A 17710-nucleotide genomic window follows, 5' to 3' on the forward strand; every position below is an offset into this window, starting at 1 on the left:
GGGCGAGCTGGTCAGCTGATGGCGCAGTGTTTACCACGTCACCGAAGGTGGGGCGGGGGATGGTGGCGCTGCGCGACGGCTGCCGGCCGTGGTCGGCCGTCCAGCGTGCCCTGCACGGTGATCAGCGGCTTGCCGATGCGGCCGGAGTGCGAGGCCCGCCGTACGGCGTCGTGCACGCTCTTCGGGCGAGTGTCGTAGTCGTAGTCGGCGTCACAGTTCGGGGTGCCGCTCCGGCAGTACGGGACGCCCGCGGCCAGGTCGCCGTCGAAGCCCGGGTCCACCTCCTCGCGGTAGCGCCGCTGGGTGCCGTCCCACAGGATGCGGTAGTTGAAGTCCCACAGGAACGCCGAACCGGGGGCGAAACCCGCCCGCAGCATCGCGGCGTGCGCCCGCTCGTCGCCGGAGGCCGCGTACTTGGGGTATTCGCGCAGCGCCACCGGCAGGTAGGTCAGCGCGTTCGGCCGGTTGCCCGGCGGCCAGTACGTGCCTTCCGAGTCGACGCCGCCGTCGTACAGCTCGGGGTGGTTCTCCAGCGCCCAGCGGACGAGCTGGCCGCCGTTGGAGATGCCCATCGCGTACGTCCTGCGCGGCTGCCTGCCGTAGTGACGGGCGATGGTGGCTCTGGCGGCGACGGTGACCTCGGTCATCCGGCGGTACCACTCCCGGATGGCGTCACCGGGCCGCTGGCCGTCGTGGTAGAACCCGGTGTCTACGCTGCCCTTGTCGGTGGAGGCGTAGACGTAGCCCTTGGCCAGCACGTAGTCCGAGATCGTGAAGTCGTTGGCGTACTGGCGGCGGTTGTGATCTGGACCGCCGGGACGGACGCCCCACTGGCAGGAAGCAGGACAGCCCCACCTCCCGCAGCGCGGCTTCGATCACGCTGTGTGCAGGGCTGGTGCATACGAGCGCACGCCGAGCACGGTGACCTGGTAATCCGTCCCACACAGATGGCTCATCAACGCGTTACCGCAGGTCAGCATCATGATTAGGGCATGTCGTGCGGAATTCGAACGCGGTAGCCATCGGATTAGGCAGTCGAAGGCCACAAAACTCGTGCGCGAGCCCTACCGAAGTTTGAGACAAGGCCATCCTTTAGTGCCGCGACGTGCCGTTGGGTGACGGTTCGTGCCACCTCAGCGCGTTTTGTGTGTCAGGCGGTGCCGGGTCCTGCCGGCGTGTGGCGGGGCGTACGAGCACGCACCGAGCACGGCGGACACCCTATTGATCATTGCATCGTGGCTGTGCAAAATGATCCCGCGCTCCAGCCCACAGGTAGAGGTGACGCCGCTGTGCTCGGCGCGCGCTCCCACGCCCGAACGGTCCCTCCGACGCCCCACGGGCAGGCCGCTGTCCGACCTGCCTTGAGGAGCGTCATGCCCTCCGTTCAAAGCCTGTCCGGCTCGGAAACACGGTTTCGTGCTCTGAACGGTATGTGCTGCTCTTCATCGAGCACGGCACCCGACGCCTGCACCTGGCCGGAGTGACTGCACACTGCGCATGCCGATAATTGCATCCGTCCATGTCATAGCCCTGCAAGGGCTTCGCATAGTGTAGGGCTCGAATACTCGATTCATGCGCTGGCCTACAGCCCCTCGGCATGCCTGCAGATCTTGAGCGACCGCTTAAACCACGGAGCTGGAGATCCATTGTGTTCAGCGAACCCTCAGATCGGACGCGGTGGCCGAATATTCGAGCCCCACACGTACAGGCCATGAACGCCCTGAGCGTGGTGAAGTACAAGCACGGTGAACTGCAGGATGCTCGTGACCTGTTTGAGCGGGCGCTATAGGGGTGGCGGCGGATGCCGAGCGAGGACCACCCCGACACCTGATCTCGATGGACAACCGCGTCCAAAACGCCCTTGAAGATCGCGAAGCCAAGCGCTCATCTCTGGCCAGCAGGTCGCTGCCATCGTCGATCACGCCCTTCTCCCCCTGACCGCCCCACGCCGCTGACCTCGTGCCACCGGCAGTGCGCGGGGCATGAGGGAAGCGCTCATCCCGGCCTGCGACGAGGGCCGCACTTCCAGAATTGGGTCAACTATCGCACTCCGTGCGGGTCGTCATGGACGCCGTGGGTACGGATCGAAGGTGATGATCGACGAGCGGGAAGGCGTGGACGTCACGCCCACGGTGGATTGGCTGTTGCATCCCGTGCCCCGGGACGAGTACCTGCGGGGCTTCTGGAAGAAGCGGCATTTCCTGCTTCGTCGAAATGCGCCGGATCACTACGGCGACCTGTTCTCACTCGCCCGCTTCGACGAGCTCCTTTCCGGCTCCGACCTTGACGCGGGCTCGGTGCGCGTGGTCCGGGCCGGACGCGCCGACGCGGAAGGCGATGCCGTCGGGAGCCGGCGGCTGGAGGATCTCTACGACCGTTACCGTCGCGGCTCGACGATGATCATGCCCTCGGTTCACGAGCGATGGCCTCCGCTGCGGGACCTGTGCCGGCGTCTTGCGTACGAGTTCAGCGCGAGATGCCGGGTCAACGCCTATCTCACGCCGCCGATGGCGCAGGGGTTCGGCGTACACCGTGATTCCCACGATGTGTTCGTGCTGCAGGTTGCCGGCGGCAAACGCTGGAAGGTGTACGAGGCCGGACCTGAGCCGGAGCGGACCGGCCCTTGTGAGGAGTTCGACCTGCGGCAAGGTGATCTTCTCTATCTGCCTCGCGGCATCCCACACGAGGCCGCGTCGACGCATTCGGCGTCCCTGCACCTGAGCCTCGGCGTCTTTCCCATCACCTGGGCGGACGTGCTGTTGGCCGGGTGCGAGGCGGCCGTCGACGGCGACGCCGCCTTCCGCGATTCGCTGCCTTTCGGCTTCGCCCGGACAGCCAGGGCTCGTGACGAGACACGGGAGCGCATGCAGGAACTGACCGCCCGGTTGTGGCGAGCCGTCGCGCCGGATGCGCTGGTCGACGACGCGGTCGACCTGGCGCTCCTCACGGAAGGAGACCGGCTGAACGGGCATCTCCTCGACCTCGTGTCATTGGCTGCCCTCGATCACGACACCGTCGTCCGGCGCAGGCCCGACCTGCGGTGGGAGATCCGGAGGGACGCGGGGACCATGGTCGTCGCGTTTCACGGCAAGCGGCTGAGCATCCCGTCCCGCCACGAGGAAGCCTTCCTCCGCATGGCGACCGGCGAACCCTTCACGACGGGCGGGCTGAAGGGGGAGGCCCGCCACGAGATCAAGCTCTCCCTGGTACGCCGTCTGCTGGAGGAGGGCTTTCTGACCCTTTCGCCGCCACTGTGACCGGCTCTTCCGGCTTGCGGAAGATGCAGCGCACCACATGCCAGTGTTTTGGCTCGTCCCTGGCGTCGATGCCGTCGTATCGCTCCTCGCGCAGGACGACCGGCTCCAGCCGCTGGAACACCGCCCCGGCCGCCGCGCCGCGCAAGAAGGTCCTCCCTTGCCTCCGCCCAGCCCAGGCGTCCTCGGGGCCGAAGAACGTGCAGCACAGGACGCCGCCCGGGGCGAGGCCGCCAGTCATCGCCTCCGCGAGCCGGACGACGTCGGCCCTGGGCAGAAAGGGCAGGACATGGATCGCGACCATGAAGGAGTAGACCCCGGCCGCGATGTCCAGGTCACGGACGTCGGCGTGGACGACCTTGAGTCGCGGGTGCCGCCGCGTGGCCGCCAGCGAGACGGTGCACGGGTCGGTGTCCACAGCGTCGACCGAGAAGCCGGCCGCCAGCAGGAAATAGGTGTCGTTGAGCGGGCCCGCGCCGATGTCCAGGGCACGGCCCCGTACGTCGCCGAGGACGCCGAGCCCCTCGACGACGAGAGAGTTGGGCCCTCGCCCGGCCCGGAGGGAGGCGTAGGTCACCCTGTCCGCTAACCGCTCACCTTGAGGACCATCTGCTCGGCCAGCACCTCGATGAGAGCGATCCGTTCTTCGCCGGTCAGGCCGCCGGGGAGCTCCCTGACGTAGAAGGCTCCGGTGCGGGCGATGAACGCCAGGGCGTCGGCGGCGATCGGGTTGGCGCTCATCAGCGGTCTGCCCGAGGGGTCGAGCAGTTCGACCTGGTTCCCGCCGCGACGCGTCGTCAGCAGCCCCGCCTTATCGTTCACCACCCGCCGGCGCAGAGTGACTTTGCGGTGGTCGTACCAAACGTCGGGAAGGGGCGACCCGAAGATCTCCGCATAACGGTCGCGGAACATCGCGAAGGAGGCGACCGGGCGCTCCCCCTCGCTCGCGCCGGCCACCCCGGGGTCGTTGCCTGGGCTGTGGTGGATGTAACGCCCGAAGTAGTCGTGGCAGAACTTCGTGTACAAGCCGGTGAAGAGGATGAAGTGGTGCCAGGCGTCGTCGACCCGCATCGAGTGCATCCGCCAGAACTTCGACTCGTCGACCTGAGTGAGCACCAGATACTTCTTCGCCTCGGCGAACAGTTCCTCCGCCTCCTCCTCCGTGTCCGCGATCTGCTCGTTCATGAGCCGTTCGATGAGGAAGGGGGCCTTGTAGTCCAGCGCGGCGAGTGGGCTTTCGGTGATCATGGCAGTTCCCTCACTCCTGCGGTGGTTTCACCCGGCAGCTGGAGATACACACGCTGCTGCAGTCCCTGCAGGTCGCACAGGGGCTATGGCAGTCGGAGCGCTGGGTCTTGACCCGCATGTGGAGCCGGCCCGTGCGTATGTCCCGCATGTCCTCCGACGTCACCGCGTCCTCGGCTGTGTCGGCCTGCCGGACGACGACGGTGGCGCTCCGTCGCACCCAGACGACCTTCGCGCCGAAGAGCATGACGCTCTGGGGCACGTTTTCGACATGAAGGATGTCCCCTTTGGGGATCTCAATGGCCGAGCCCAGGTTCTCCAGGCTCGGATACAGCGCGATGGATCCGTCGTGCTCCGAGGGGCCCACGTATCCCCAGAGCGTCATCGTGTCCGGCTTTCCCTCCCGGAGCAGCTTGACCAGGAGAGGGTGCTCTTCAAGCGAATCAGCGTCGATGCTCATACCGGTGCTCCCCTTTCTCCCGAAGAGTGACATCGCGCGCCTTTGCCAACAGCGTGGCGCGCCGCCGCTTTACCGAATCCGGTGCCGACGCAGCCGAGCCCGGCCGGTCCTTCGCCGGCCTATCGATACTCCGTGATCGCGTTCCGGCCGATCGCCTGCAGCGGCAGGGGCATAAGGTGCAGAGCTACAACCGCGACATCGTCGGCGTGGCTCCGCCGCACCGGTCGGAACAGGCCCGTACGCTGGCTGGACCTGTGGCGCGGCACGGCCGACCCTGGACGAGGCCGCCCACCTACTCGGGACCGACGCCGAGATCGTCGGCGTGGACCTGGACGCGCGCAGCAAGGGCGGGTATGCCGACCGCGAGGAAGCCCGGGCCGCTGGCCAGGCTCTGATCACCGCTGACCGCGACGGTGCAGGGGCCGGATGCAACGTCGGGCAGTGGCTGGCACGCTGGCTGGCCACCAACTGTCGCCAGCCATCGTGGTACGGATCCACGCCACCTTGCGGACCGCGCTGAACGCGGCGGTGCGCGCCCGGCTGATCCCGATCAACCCGGCCAACGCAGCCGAACTCCCCATCCCCGCCGACCGCATCCTGTCGTCTGGACCGCCGGACGGACGGCCCAGCGGCAGCACTCGGGAGAACGCCCGGCGGTGGCGGTCTGGACCGACCAACAACTCGCGGCCTTCCTGACCGGCGTCGCGCAGGACCGCCTGTACGCCGCCTGGTGGCCGGCCGCGCTGCGCGGGCTGCGCCGCAGTGAGCTGGCCGGGCTACGCTGGACGGACGTCGACCTGCAGGCCGCGGAGCTGACGGTGACGCAGCAGCGAGTGCACGCCGACGGAAAACGTTCGGGCACGAAGTCCGGCCCCGGCGCCAGGATGACGAGAGATACTTCCGAGCCGTTCAGCGCCACGGGCACCGCGGGTGCCTCGTTGTCCTCGAACGCCACCGCCAGAACCGGCAGGACCATCTCTGAATCGTTCCCGCAAAGGCGCTGCCATTGACGGTTAGCTCCCACTCGTGCCTGTCGCGCTCGGCGTTGGCCTGCATCCACCAGTGCTGCAGGTCGGCCTCGGCGGCCGGCCGCGCACGCTGCCTGGCCTCCGCGCGGGCCCTGAGCTGAAACACGCCAATTCCCGCCGGCGCCTGCTGCTCCCGAGGAGCCAGAAAGGCCGCCAGGTCGGGTGGCGGGACAGGCGCGGCGACGGGTGAATGCGCGGGCGGGAACTCGGCCCGGTGCAGGTCGAGGATCTGCATAAGGGTGGTCGCCAGCCGTTCGGCTTCGGCGGCCTCTTTCGTCTGCGCGGCGGCGCGCTGGGCTTGGGCCATCTGCCGCTGCAAGCTGCCGGCCGTGGGACGGCGTCCCGTTGGGGTGCGCCGGCGTCCGGCGCCATGGTCGGTGGAGAAGCTGACCGGCCCCATCGAGGAAGACAGACCGGTACGGCCCGCTCCCACATGCATCCGCGCGAAACGAGCAGACCACCTGCTCGTCCAGCTCGCCCCTGCCGACCAGGGCCCTGCTCACCCGCAGCACCGCACCCAGGCCGCGCTGCTGGTCCATCAGGCAGGACTGGGCGAATCTGGATGAGGTCGTGCAACAGTTGAGGCACTCCGGTGCGTCCTGTGCTCTGACGAAAATAGGGGTGACGGGGTGGAAGCCGCATTCGCCGAGTTCGTCCGGATCAGAGGCGACGCGCTGCTCCGCTACGGCCTGGTGCTCACCGGCAGCCCGCACGACGCCGCCGACCTCACCCAGGAGGCGTTGCTCAAGCTGAGCGACCACTGGGCCAGGGTGCGCAAGCAGCACGATCCTGAGGGCTTCGTCCGGGTGACGATGGCCAGGCTGCACGTCAGCGCCTGGCGCCGCCGCCGGCGCGAGCACCTTGTCGCCCAACTCCCCGATCAGGGCGTCACCGATGCCGAGATCGCCCGTTTCGACGGCGAACCCGGCCTGTGGCGATTACTCGGCGACCTGCCGCCCAGGCAGCGGGCCGTCCTGGTGCTGCGTTACTACTGCGACCTGCCCGACGAGGAGATCGCCGCCGCCCTCGGCGTCTCCCGCGGCACGGTACGCAGCCAGGCTGCCCGCGCCCTCGACAAGCTCAGGGCGGGCTGGAACCACGACCACGCGGGAGAGACCGATGTTCGAGGATGATCTGGCACGTACCCTCCGCGCGGTCGCCGAGACCAGCACGCCGAGCGAGTTGCTGCCCGGCGTCAACCGGCTGCGCCGCCGCCGTACCCAGCGTCGCGCCCAGGCCACCTTGGCCGCGCTCACCGTCGCCGCCGTCATCGCGGCCCTGTCCTTCCTGGTACGCCCGGCCTCCCCGGCCCCACGCCCAGCCGAGACACCGAAGCCAACCGGAACCGTGTCGGCCGAACGCGTCTGGGCCGACGCGATGTACGAGATTCCCGGCGCGACCTTCTACATCCCCATGGCCTCCATCGACGCGCAGCGCCTGGTGCTGGTGAAGCACGAGAACCTGTACGTCTACGACCACTCCACCGGCGCGATCACCCCGCTGGCCACCGCGACCGACGAAGAAGTCACCGAGGTGCAGGCCAACGAACGATGGGTGATGTGGCTGCAGGGCGATGTGGAGAAGGAGGCCTGGTCGGTACCTGTGTCGGGAGGCGCTCCCGTCCGGATCCTGGGCTCCGACGAGTGGGTGCCGGATGATGGCACTGCCGAGGTCTTCCTCCGGTACAGCCCTAGCGATAGCGCGGAGTTGGTCGGTGACCAGCTCATCTGGACCTCCAGCGACGGAATCCGGCGCGCCCCACTGGCCGGGGGGCCGAAGGAGACGGTCAGCGGCAGTGAAGGCATGCACCTGGTGCAGTGGCCATGGGCCGGGACGACCTCCAACCTCCCGAAAATCAGAGATTTCACGCTGAAGAACCTGGAGACCGGGGAGACACGATCCGGCCCGTGGTGCGTCAAGGACTCGACCTGCTGGATCACCGAGTGCTCGGTGGACTGGTGCATCGGCGCCGATCTCACCTCTCCGGACTCCACCCCAACGCCTGAGGAGTCGTCTACCGAGACGCCATTCCCCGTGCCGTCGGACTGCATCATCATGTTCCCCGGGCAGCCCCTGATCCTGCCCAACGCCTCCGGAAGGATCTACGCGGTTCGGCATGACGGTTTCGGGCGGGTGGAACTGCCCGCGGCAATGCCGTCCCTGGTCATGAACAGGTTCGTGCTCGTCGATCAGGGACGGCTGATCTTCGACCTGGCCGGCGGGAACACGGTCGCCTTCCGGCCCCCGGGCGGCGAGCCCGTGCAGCGACGCCAGTGGGAGAGCGGGCCGGTGACGACGCCCGCGATGCGGGTGGGTGACACGCTCTGGGTGCTCAACCTCAAGGCGATCATGTGAACACGCGTAGGTGCAGGGCGAGCGTCACGCAGTAGCCGACCAGCGTGGTCAGCTCGAACAGTACAAGCCGGCTGACCTCCACCAATCCCACCACGAGCGGCCGATTCGGCGTCGCCTGCCGGTGGTGAACGACGTCGGTGAGCCGGGTGCGGGAGAACCACAGTGGGCGGTGGTGCCCAGCACGCGAACGCGCCTGGTGGCGTGTTCGATGACAACGAGGATGTACTGACGCTGCCCGTTCAAGATGATGGTCTCGATGAAGTCGCAGGGCAAGCAGCGCGTCGGCTTGGGAGCGTAGGAAGTCTGGCCATATGACCGATGCCCTCGCGGGGGACGGGTCGATGCCTTCCTGCTTGAGGATTTCCCAGACGGTGGAGGGCGCGACCTTGACACCAAGGGTGGTGCGTTCGCCGTGCACGCGCCGGTAGCCCCATGCCGGATTCTCTTTGACCAGACGCAGGATGAGGACGCTGATGGACCGCACGGTAGGCGGCGCCCGGGTCGCTCTTCCGCCAAGTGCGAGCATGACGCTGCCTGAGCAGGTCGCGGTGCCAGTGTAGGACGGTGTCCGGGCGGACGAGTAGTCGGAGCCGGCGCAGGGCTTCGCGCGGGGCGAGTCAACCAAGGCATACGTGACGGTCAGGTAGGCCAGGCGGAAGAGCACAAGTGATCATATTGCAGCGACTCCGCCCCGCTCGAGAGCCAGAGCCGCCGCACGTCCGGATCAGGTGACCCGCAGGATGACCTGCACGGATGACATTATCGGCAGGCGCAGTGAGGGCGCAGGCACCTGGGGTGAACCGCCCGGCTGGCGCACGGTCCGAACACGCGCATACCGGGGAGGCGGCGGCCGGTTTCGCGCTGGCGACTGACCACACCGTTCACGACGCGTTGGCGCCGTAGAGCTCCCGGTGCCACAGATCGGCACAGATACGTTCGATGCCAGCCGTCAGATGGCGGCGGTAGGTGGTGAACGGCAGGTCGAGTCGTTCGGCGGCCAGCTCCTGGGTGAGCGTGCCGTGCAGGAACGTGACAGACAGTGCCCGGTGGAGCTTGGCCGAGCGTGGGTCATGGCGTAGGTCGTCGATCGCCTGGCGGAGCAGGTCCCCCAGTGCCGTGGCCGGGTCCTGCCCGGCCCGCTCGGCGATCAGCCTGGTGCGCGTCAGCGGGGAGGCGGCCAGCGTGTCCAGCCGCGACAACTGGCGCAACGCCTTGCGAACCGCCTCGGCGAACTCCGCCTGGGACAGCACCGCCAGCTCCGCCGTCTCGGTGCCCGGCCCGTCGGCGGGACCCGTTACGGGCAGGTGGTTCACCCGCTCCAGCCACGCCCGCGCCGACACCGCGCGCCAATCATGAGCGAACAGCGTGTACGCGTGCTCCCCCAGCCGCGGCTGCTCGGGGATGCCCCGCATCCCATACCGCCGTAAACGCTCCACCCACGCCCTGCCCAGACGCTTTACCGCAATATACGACCAGGCCATCCGCTCGGCCCGCAGACAATTACCGATCACCCGCCACTGAATCACATCCATCACCGGCGAATTCTCGCAATGAGGCGGCAGCACCCATAGCCGGCTGACCACCAGATGTTCACCGGCGCGCAATGGCGTGGAGGCGCGCGCATGCGCCCACGCCATGGCCACGATGGGATCGGCCGTCAGTTCTTGCTCATCGAGTTCGGTCAGACGCAACCACGCTGTGAAGGCCACGACCTCGCCGGTTTCGGTCCGTCGATACAGCCGGAACGCCTCCGGCCGGCGTTCCGCCCAGAAGGCGGCGCAGGCGGCGGACGCCGCACCCTCCGCTGCCGTGGCCACCCGGACCAGCGTGCCGACGTCCTCCTCGCGCAGCACCTCTTCCTGGAACTCGCCCTCGTCGCGGCAGCGGTGGAAGTCGGCTGGCGCCTCGTTGTCGCGATGCAGGTAGAGCAGTGCCGCCACCGCGCCTAGTACGTCCGCGTCGTTCGCCGTACGCACCCTCTCCGCCAGGTGCGCGTGCATGCGGTCGTGCATCGCCGCGTACCCCTCGGGATCCCGCCATCGCAGGTCCGCCTCCAGCACCTCCCGCACCACGTCATGCGGAAACAGCCCCAGACGGCTCGACTCCACGAACGGCAACCGCCGCAACCAGCCGAACAGCCTGCTGGCGTCTTGCGGTAAGGCCGCCCGCAGCAGCTCCTCCGTCGTCATGTACGCATGCGCGCAGATCTCCAGAGCATGCCGATGCGCCGCCGAAGGCAGCTCGCCCACCAGCTGATCCAGCAACGTGGCCACCACGTCCTGATTCGGCATCCACCGCCGGCCGGCCCCGCCGTCCTTCACCGCCACCGCCGCCCCCAGCAGCAGCGCCAGCGGATGACCACCGGCAAACGCCAGCAGCACCTCGCGCAACTCGGCCGCCACCCCGCAGGAGTCCAGCAGAGCCTGCGCGTCCGCGGTCGGCAGGTCGCGCAGCGCCAGCACCTCCAGCACCCCCGCCCATCCCGAGTCGGCCTGCCATCGCATATCCGGCGGGTTTCGCCCCGCGATCACCACCAACGCCCCCAGGGGCACCCGCGGCAGGAACCGCTCGCGCAGCCATCCCTCCAAGCCCTGAATCCGTTCGAAGTCGTCGACCAGCAATACCGCGTCCGCTCCCCGCAGCACCAACTCGGCCTCGGCCTCGAACGCCGCCGGCGACGGCTCCACCGTGCGCCCGTCCACCACCGACACCGGCCGCGCCGCCACCACGGCCTCCTGCGCAAACCGCCGCAACAAAGCCGACTTCCCGATACCGCCGGGACCATGCACGTACAGAACGCTGCAGCCGCCGCCGTACAACGCCGCGTCGAAAACCGCGAGCTCCTCCCCCCGCCCCACAAACGCCATCTCACGCGCCGCTTGCAGGCGCGATCCCAGCAACCCGGACGTATTACTACTCCCCGATGACATATCCCCTGATCCCTCTCCGAACACCCGGCCGGCACTGCTGTTAAGTCCCGGTACGACCTCTCGGACGCGCTGGCCGGATTCTCGGTGAACCATCCACAGGTCGGCCAGTCAGCCAAGAATTCAACAGGACGCGCCATGACGCTTCGCCCCGTCTCCTCTCGAACTTATGAAAAGACAACGAGCCGTGACGATACCGCCTGCTGCCCACCACAAGTACAGCAGGCCGTACCTCCAAACATTCGCCCGTGTCGTACAACGCGAAAATAACCCGTTCAATGCGCGGATCGTTCACGTGATGAATTCGGCATTCCGGCGCACACTCCGTCCGACCGAAAATGAGAGCTCCTTCCGAATTACGACGCACTGGAGCAACGGAACCTCCAACACTTCGCTCCTTGAGGATTTCCCAGGGATTGCGAAGGGCACTCTGCCTTGATGCTGTGGCAATCGACGATGCGCTGGACCTGTTCGCGCCGCTGGGGCCGCGCTCAGCGCGACCTCTGGTGGCAATCGGGTATTGGCCGCGGTGCAGAAACGCCCTGGGCCTGGCCGTCGGGGTTCAGGCATCGAATCGAGGGGCTGAAGGCACAGACGGACGGTGGGCGCGGAAGAACTCGATGATGTCGTGGGCCAGCAGGTCGGGTTCTTCGTGGGCGGCGAAGTGTCCGCCGCGGGGCATGTGCGTGTAGCGCGTGATGTTGTAGGTGCGCTCGGCCCAGCTGCGTGGGGGCCGGCTCAGGTCTGCGGGGAACAGTGCGACGGCTGTGGGCACGCTCACCCGCTTCACGCGTCCGGTCAGGCCGTGGGCGTACTCGTAGTAGGGCCTGAAGGAGGTGGAGATCGTGGCGGTGAACCAGTAGAGGGAGGCCTGGGTGAGGATGAAGTCGTCGCTGAAGCGTGAGGACAGGTCGCCTCCGCAGTCGCTCCACGCACGGTACTTCTCGACGATCCAGGCGAGCAGGCCGGCGGGTGAGTCGGTCAGGCCCTGGGCCAGGGTGAGGGGACGGGTGTTCTGCTGGTGTTGGTACCCGCCTTCCTGCTCCTGCCAGGCCGCCACGGAGGCGAGGTGGGCCTGCTCCTGCGGGGTGAGGCCGTCCGGGTCGTAGTCGGCCGGGGCTGCCACGGCCAGCAGGTGGATGCCGACCAGCGCCCCGGGTTGGGCCTCGGCGAGCCGTGAGGTGACGCCGGCGCCCAGGTCTCCGCCGTGCGCCGCGTACCGCTCGAAGCCGAGTTCGTCGCGCATCAGCCGGTGCCAGAGGTCGTGTGTCTGCTCCGCATCCGTGAGCGCGGGACGCTGGGGCGAGAAAGCGAATCCGGGCAGCGAAGGAACGATCACGGTGAAGGCGTCCTCGGTTGCTCCTCCGTACCGAGATGGGGCGGCCAACCGGTCGGCGAGGGGCATGAGTTCGAGGAAGGAGCTGGGCCAGCCGTGCGTGAGGACGATCGGCAGCGCGTCCGGGTGCTCGCCGTCGAAGCGGAGGTAGTGCACCGGTGCGCCGTCGAGGTCCGCGAGGTGTGACGGGAGGGTGTTGATGGCGGCTTCGTGGGCTCGCCAGTCGTAGCCGGAGGCCCAGTACGCGACGAGGCGGCGGAGTTCCACGGTGTCGGTGCCGGCCTGCCAGCCGTCCACTGGCCAGGGCTGGGGCCATCGCGTGGCCTTCAACCGGGCGCGGAGCTCGTTCAGCTCTGCGTCACTAACCGTGATCATGGGTTTGTTGCTCGGCATGGAGTTCTCCTTGGTGTGCTGCGTGTGCCGGCGTACGTCGCCCTCACTGCGGCCGCTGTCTCGCGCCGATGCCGGCTCATGTGGGCGTGGAGTCGTCGTCGGGTACGCCGCTGCCTTCGTAGGAGCCAAGGTTCTCGATCAGGTCGAAGAGTTCGGGGTGGTCGGTGAACCGGTCGCGGTGCACTTGGGCGATCTTGTCGCCGATCTCGGGGTCGGGGTCGTCGGTGAGGTCCAGTGAGACCATGTTGGCCGCGAGTGGCAGGCCGATCGCGTCGATCTGGAGGTGCAGCGGGTCGTACATGTAGGTGCGGTAGGCGTCGATGTCCTTGAGCGCGTACATGGCGCCGTGGTGGAACTCGCCGCCGAAGTCACGGCCGACCATGAAGAACTCGACAGCGTCGAGCTTGTCGCCGAGCGTGCGCAACAGGTCGAGCGCGTGCTGGACCTGGTCTTCGGGAGCGTCGGGCTTCAGGGCGATGCGGATCTGGTGGTAGATCATGGCAGTTCTCCTTCGAACGGAAGCTGATACAGCGAGTTGTTGCGTTGAGGACTCTAGGTTCTGCTTCCTCTTAACACAACTAGCTGTTGCTTTAATTCCCGGCTTAATGCACCCGCAAGTTGTACTAGGTTGGCGACGCTCTAACCTGGCCGTATGGCAGGAGAACCGCTGCAAGACGTTCAGCATCTGCACGCCGACGCCGCCAGGGTTCGGCCGGGCGGGCGGACGGCGCGCGTGCGCGAAGCCGTCATCGATGCCACCATCACGGAGTTGAGCGAGGTCGGCTACGCGGCGCTGCGCGTCGATGCGGTGGCCGAGCGCGCGGGTGTCAACAAGACCACGATCTACCGCCGCTGGGGCAACAAGGTCGGCCTGGTGTCCACAGCCCTCATTGAGCGCCGTGGCCAGTTGGTGCCGCCCGCCGACACCGGCAGCCTGCGCGGGGATCTCATCGAGCTGCTCAAAGAGATCCGGCTCGGCCTCAACGTCCCCTGGGTCGCCGCACTGCTGCGCGAAGCCGGCCCGCGCACTGCCGCGAACGCCGATCTGTACGAACTCCTCGACAGGTTCTGGCCGGCCCGGTTCAAGGTCTCAGGAGTCATCTTCGAGCGCGCCGTCGAACGCGGCGAACTACCCGCCGACACCGACTCCGACTTCCTGCTGGAGATGCTCTCCGGGCCGCTCTACTTCCACTGGCTCATGCTCGGCCACCCGCTGGACGACGACTTCCTCGAGCGAATGGCCGACTTCGTACTCCATGGCGCACAGGCCAGGCCACCGGGCGCAGGGGTGTCAGAGAGTGGCGGCATGTAGCCAGTTTCAGTCTGTGTGCTGGTAGGCGGTGTACGTGAGATAGCCGACGTCGCCGCCCTCGTACCATGTGGACTCATCGTGCGGCGCGCACGAGGTCGGGGTTGGCGATGAAGGCGCGGCCGAAGCTGATCAGGTCGGCGCCGAGCCCCAGCCAGTGATCGGCGACTGCCCTGCCAGTCTGCCGGGGACTCATCGGGGAGGACGGGTCTCGGCACCCCAGATGCCGGCGCCGGGCAAGAGACGCAGACCTGTCCGGTGGCCACCCACCGCCTCGACGGTCATGGAAACGGCTTTCGCCTCGGGCGGGGATGACAGCCCTCATCCGCGTCGTCAAGGGGCAACCCCTTTCTGATGGTTCGGTGGTGGTTGGGGCGCGGTCCGTCCCGCTCGGGTTCTTGGGTGTTGCGGCCGTCCCGGGACACGCATTCATGCTCGCCGCCCTCGCACCGCGTTCGCGTCGGCGAACATCGCCTATGAATCTCGACTACGTAGATTCCCGGTCGTGGCGCACGCCGGTTGGAGGTCAGGGAAGCTGCAGGTCCCTGAGCTGCCGACGGGAGGTGATGCCGAGCTTGCGGAAGATGCTGCGCAGGTGCGCGTCGATCGTGCGCGGGCTCAGGAACAGCTGCGCGCCGACCTCCTTGGAGGTGGCCCCGGTGGCTACCAGCCGTGCGATGTGCAGCTCTTGGGCGGTGAGCGCGTCGGCCGGCTGGGCGGTCCGCTTGCGTGGTTGCCCGCCGGTGGCGCGCAGTTCGCGGGCTGCGCGCGCCGCGAACGCCTCCAGACCCATGCCCGACAGCAGCTCGTGCGCGGTGCGCAACTGCTCGTGGGCGTCCTTGCGGCGGCCTTCGCGGCGCAGCCACTCACCGTAGACCAGGTGGGCGCGGGCGAGATCGGTCACCCTCCGGCAGCCGCCGAGCCGCTCGATCGCCTCGCGATACAGCTCCTCGGCGGCCGGCCCGGTGCTCATCAGCGCCCGCGAGCGCGCCTCCACCCCGAGCGCCCACTGGGTGCCGCTGGCACGGGCCCGCGGGCTGAGCCGCTCCAGCGCGGCGGCCGCGCGCACCGGTTCGCCGGCGCGGACGGCCGCCTCGATGAGCTCGGGCAGGGCCGCGCTGCTGTGCGCCAGTTCGTCGTAGTCGCATGGGCCCGTCGCGGCGGCGAGCGCGGCCTCGTAGTTGCCCAGGCCGTTGTGCAGCACCGCCAGCGCGGCCTGGCCCAGGGTGACAACTGTGCCCTCACCCCGTTCGGTCACATCTCGGACCGCGGCTGCATACAGCTCGGAGGTTTCGCTCTGCCGGCCGCGATAGGCGGCGAGCACGAGCCTGGCGTGGGGCAGCGGTGGAGCCCCGATCGACTGCGTGATCGCGCTCTCCTCGGCCGCCAGCTCGGCGGCGCGGGAGAGCTCACCGTTGTTCACCATGATGGTGGCGTGGAAGTTGAGCGCGGTGGCGAGCGTGGCCAGCGCGCCGGCATCGCGAGCAAGGCGGACGTGGCGGCTGGTCAGCTCGTAAAGAGTCTCGTCGTCGAACAGCATGAACGCGACGCGGCAGGCCAGCCACAGTCCGCGGCGGCCGTCGTCCTCAGCCCCGAACTGGTCGCGGAACGCCTCCAGCGCCCGCCGCAGACCGGGCGCGCTCGCCTCATACCCTTGCGTGAACCTCGTCACCACTCCGTCGAGCAGGAGGTCGAGCGGTCGCGGCGGCGTCGAGGGTGCGGGTGCGGCCCGGGCGGCTTCTGCCGCCTCCAGCACCCCGCGGCCCTGACCGAGCGGACCGGCGTGGATGGCCGCCTCAAAGGCTTGCAGGTATGTCTCGCGGGCCAGTGCGGCATCCAGCGGAGCCAGCGTCTTGGCGGCGTCCAGCAGCATCCCCGGCACATCGCTGCCGCGCGTCAGAACAAACGCGATCTGCGCGCGCAGCAGCTCGACTCGGGCGTGTTGCAGCGCGTCCAGCGGTCCGGCCGCTGCGACCGTCAGCAGCTCCGAGGCGGCGTGGGGTGCGCCGGCCTCATGCTTGGCGTGCGCGGCGGCCAGCGCGCGCCGGGCCCGCTCAGCCGGCTCGGGGGTCAGCACCACCGCCCGCTCCAGGAACGCGGCCGCCGCGGCCAGCCCGCCGCGGGAGCGTGCCCGGTCGCCTGAGTGCTCCAGCTCCGCGGCGACCGTCTCGTCGGTGCCGCGCACCGCCTGCGCGCGGTGCCAGGCGCGGCGGTCGGGATCGGTCTGCGGGTCGGTGGTCTCGGCCAGCGCGTGGTGTGCGCGGCGGCGGTCCGGCGCCGTGGCGGCCCGGTAGATGGCCGAGCGCACCAGCGGATGCGAAAACCGCACCCTGGCGCCGATCTCCAGCAACCCTGCCGCCTCCGCCGGTACGTCCGCCTCCGCGCCGATGCCCAGGTGCTCGGCCGCGCGCCACAGCAACGCCGCGTCGCCGACCGGCTCGGCCGCCGCCACCAGCAGCAACAACTGCGTGTCGGCGGGCAGTCTGCCCGACCGGAGCCGAAAGCTCTCCTCGATTCGGCGCGGCACGCCCAGCGCGTCCGGCAGCCCGAACCCGCCCGCCAACTCCGCCGACGGCGCCGGCTCCGCGCCGCGGGGCAGCTCCAGCAGCGCCAGCGGGTTGCCGCGCGCCTCGGCGATGATCCGGTCGCGTACCCGCTCATCCAGCGGCGCATGCACGGCCGCAGCCAGCAACGCCCGCGCGTCGGCCTCACCGAGCCCGTCCAGGCGCAGCTCCGGCAGCCCGGCCAACACCTCGGCGCCACCCCTGTCAGGGCCGAGGTCGCGCAGGGCGAACAGCAGCGCCATCCGCTCGGCCTCCAGCCGCCGCGCCACGAACGGGAGGATCTGCGCGGAGGCCGCGTCCAGCCACTGCGCATCGTCCACCAGGCACAACAGCGGCCGTTCCTCGGCGGCCTCGGCCAGCAGGCTGAGTGTCGCCAGCCCGACCAGGAACCGGTCGGGCGGGTCACCGGCGCGCAGCCCGAACGCCACGTCCAGGGCGGCCTGCTGCGGGTCGGGCAGCGCGCCGAGCCGATCCAGCAGCGGCGCGCACAACTGGTGCAACCCGGCGAACGCGAACTCCATCTCGGACTCCACACCGGTCGCGCGCACCACCCGGTACCCGGCCGCGGCGTCACGGGCATGCTCCAGCAACGCGGTCTTACCGATGCCGGCCTCCCCACGCATCACCAGCACGCCGCTGCGTCCGTCCCGCGCCTGGGCAAGTAACCGTTCGACGGCCTCACGCTCGGCGCGTCGATCTCGAAACATCGTTTGGTTCCCCCGCGGGAGTCAACCCGTGTCCGCCAACATCGCTTTCCGCCCAAGACTAGGCGATTCCCGCCGAAGTACTACTAGGCGATTGTCGCCGATGCGAACAGCACCAGCCCGCGGCGAGGGTGA

At 68.7% G+C, this 17710-nt stretch carries 14 protein-coding genes; 5 read left to right on the forward strand and 9 right to left on the reverse strand.

Annotation, left to right across the window (positions count from 1 at the left end):
• Positions 1-38: 38 nt before the first annotated feature.
• On the reverse strand, positions 39-758 hold the full coding sequence (locus tag ACIHFD_RS10930; protein ID WP_397366621.1) for a tannase/feruloyl esterase family alpha/beta hydrolase: 720 nt from the start codon (positions 756-758) through the stop codon (positions 39-41).
• Between the two features lie 1335 nt (positions 759-2093).
• Here ACIHFD_RS10930 and ACIHFD_RS10935 point away from each other — a divergent pair.
• Positions 2094-3257: a cupin domain-containing protein gene (locus tag ACIHFD_RS10935; protein WP_397366648.1), complete on the forward strand. Its 1164-nt coding sequence runs from the start codon at positions 2094-2096 to the stop codon at positions 3255-3257.
• Here the strand turns inward: ACIHFD_RS10935 and ACIHFD_RS10940 are convergent.
• From ACIHFD_RS10940 to ACIHFD_RS10950, 3 genes are read right to left on the reverse strand one after another with little or no spacing between them, the layout of a single operon-like run.
• A complete protein-coding gene (locus ACIHFD_RS10940; RefSeq protein WP_397366622.1) occupies positions 3193-3831 on the reverse strand; it encodes a class I SAM-dependent methyltransferase in 639 nt (212 codons plus the stop codon). The genes ACIHFD_RS10935 and ACIHFD_RS10940 overlap by 65 nt on opposite strands.
• A gap of 8 nt (positions 3832-3839) precedes the next feature.
• Positions 3840-4502, reverse strand: coding sequence for a hypothetical protein (locus tag ACIHFD_RS10945; protein ID WP_397366623.1), 663 nt, complete (start codon positions 4500-4502; stop codon positions 3840-3842).
• Positions 4503-4512: 10 nt separating this feature from the next.
• Positions 4513-4959, reverse strand: coding sequence for a hypothetical protein (locus ACIHFD_RS10950; RefSeq protein WP_355200486.1), 447 nt, complete (start codon positions 4957-4959; stop codon positions 4513-4515).
• Positions 4960-5615: 656 nt separating this feature from the next.
• On the opposite strand from ACIHFD_RS10950, the gene ACIHFD_RS10955 reads away from it, so the two are divergent.
• The 3 genes from ACIHFD_RS10955 (at position 5616) to ACIHFD_RS10965 (ending at position 8342) form a co-directional block, all read left to right on the forward strand.
• Positions 5616-5969 (forward strand): hypothetical protein, encoded by a 354-nt coding sequence (locus ACIHFD_RS10955; protein WP_397366624.1) that lies wholly within the window; start codon positions 5616-5618, stop codon positions 5967-5969.
• Between the two features lie 647 nt (positions 5970-6616).
• The gene (locus tag ACIHFD_RS10960) at positions 6617-7120 is read left to right on the forward strand and encodes a SigE family RNA polymerase sigma factor (RefSeq protein WP_397366625.1); all 504 of its coding nucleotides are present in this window, start codon (positions 6617-6619) and stop codon (positions 7118-7120) included.
• Complete coding sequence (locus ACIHFD_RS10965) at positions 7107-8342, forward strand: hypothetical protein (protein WP_397366626.1); 1236 nt, start codon at positions 7107-7109, stop codon at positions 8340-8342. Before ACIHFD_RS10960 ends, ACIHFD_RS10965 begins: the two co-directional genes overlap by 14 nt.
• On the opposite strand, the gene ACIHFD_RS10970 is transcribed toward ACIHFD_RS10965, so the two are convergent.
• From ACIHFD_RS10970 to ACIHFD_RS10985, 4 genes are all read right to left on the reverse strand, one after another.
• The gene (locus ACIHFD_RS10970; RefSeq protein ID WP_397366627.1) at positions 8335-8826 is read right to left on the reverse strand and encodes a hypothetical protein; all 492 of its coding nucleotides are present in this window, start codon (positions 8824-8826) and stop codon (positions 8335-8337) included. The two genes, ACIHFD_RS10965 and ACIHFD_RS10970, sit on opposite strands and share 8 nt — an antisense overlap.
• Before the next feature lie 397 nt (positions 8827-9223).
• On the reverse strand, positions 9224-11242 hold the full coding sequence (locus ACIHFD_RS10975) for an ATP-binding protein (RefSeq protein ID WP_397366628.1): 2019 nt from the start codon (positions 11240-11242) through the stop codon (positions 9224-9226).
• Between the two features lie 589 nt (positions 11243-11831).
• Positions 11832-12998 carry an epoxide hydrolase family protein gene (locus ACIHFD_RS10980; protein ID WP_397366629.1) on the reverse strand — a complete coding sequence of 389 codons (1167 nt, stop codon included), beginning with the start codon at positions 12996-12998 and terminating at the stop codon, positions 11832-11834.
• Positions 12999-13074: 76 nt separating this feature from the next.
• Entirely contained in the window at positions 13075-13497 is a 423-nt protein-coding gene (locus ACIHFD_RS10985) for a Dabb family protein (RefSeq protein ID WP_397366630.1), read from the reverse strand.
• Positions 13498-13650: 153 nt separating this feature from the next.
• Here ACIHFD_RS10985 and ACIHFD_RS10990 point away from each other — a divergent pair, with 153 nt between their 5' ends.
• Complete coding sequence (locus ACIHFD_RS10990; protein ID WP_397366631.1) at positions 13651-14310, forward strand: TetR/AcrR family transcriptional regulator; 660 nt, start codon at positions 13651-13653, stop codon at positions 14308-14310.
• 523 nt (positions 14311-14833) lie between these two features.
• Here ACIHFD_RS10990 and ACIHFD_RS10995 read toward each other — a convergent pair.
• Positions 14834-17578 carry an ATP-binding protein gene (locus tag ACIHFD_RS10995; RefSeq protein WP_397366632.1) on the reverse strand — a complete coding sequence of 915 codons (2745 nt, stop codon included), beginning with the start codon at positions 17576-17578 and terminating at the stop codon, positions 14834-14836.
• Positions 17579-17710: the final 132 nt, after the last annotated feature.

Source organism: Nonomuraea sp. NPDC051941 (assembly GCF_044593615.1).

What these genes read in the sequence shown, in the direction of transcription:
- ACIHFD_RS10980 (WP_397366629.1), bottom strand. Translation starts at nt 12,998, where the DNA reads ATGCCGAGCAACAAACCCATGATCACGGTTAGTGACGCAGAGCTGAAC.
- ACIHFD_RS10965 (WP_397366626.1), top strand. Translation starts at nt 7,107, where the DNA reads ATGTTCGAGGATGATCTGGCACGTACCCTCCGCGCGGTCGCCGAGACC.
- ACIHFD_RS10950 (WP_355200486.1), bottom strand. Translation starts at nt 4,959, where the DNA reads ATGAGCATCGACGCTGATTCGCTTGAAGAGCACCCTCTCCTGGTCAAG.
- ACIHFD_RS10985 (WP_397366630.1), bottom strand. Translation starts at nt 13,497, where the DNA reads ATGATCTACCACCAGATCCGCATCGCCCTGAAGCCCGACGCTCCCGAA.
- ACIHFD_RS10995 (WP_397366632.1), bottom strand. Translation starts at nt 17,578, where the DNA reads ATGTTTCGAGATCGACGCGCCGAGCGTGAGGCCGTCGAACGGTTACTT.
- ACIHFD_RS10935 (WP_397366648.1), top strand. Translation starts at nt 2,094, where the DNA reads ATGATCGACGAGCGGGAAGGCGTGGACGTCACGCCCACGGTGGATTGG.
- ACIHFD_RS10945 (WP_397366623.1), bottom strand. Translation starts at nt 4,502, where the DNA reads ATGATCACCGAAAGCCCACTCGCCGCGCTGGACTACAAGGCCCCCTTC.
- ACIHFD_RS10990 (WP_397366631.1), top strand. Translation starts at nt 13,651, where the DNA reads ATGGCAGGAGAACCGCTGCAAGACGTTCAGCATCTGCACGCCGACGCC.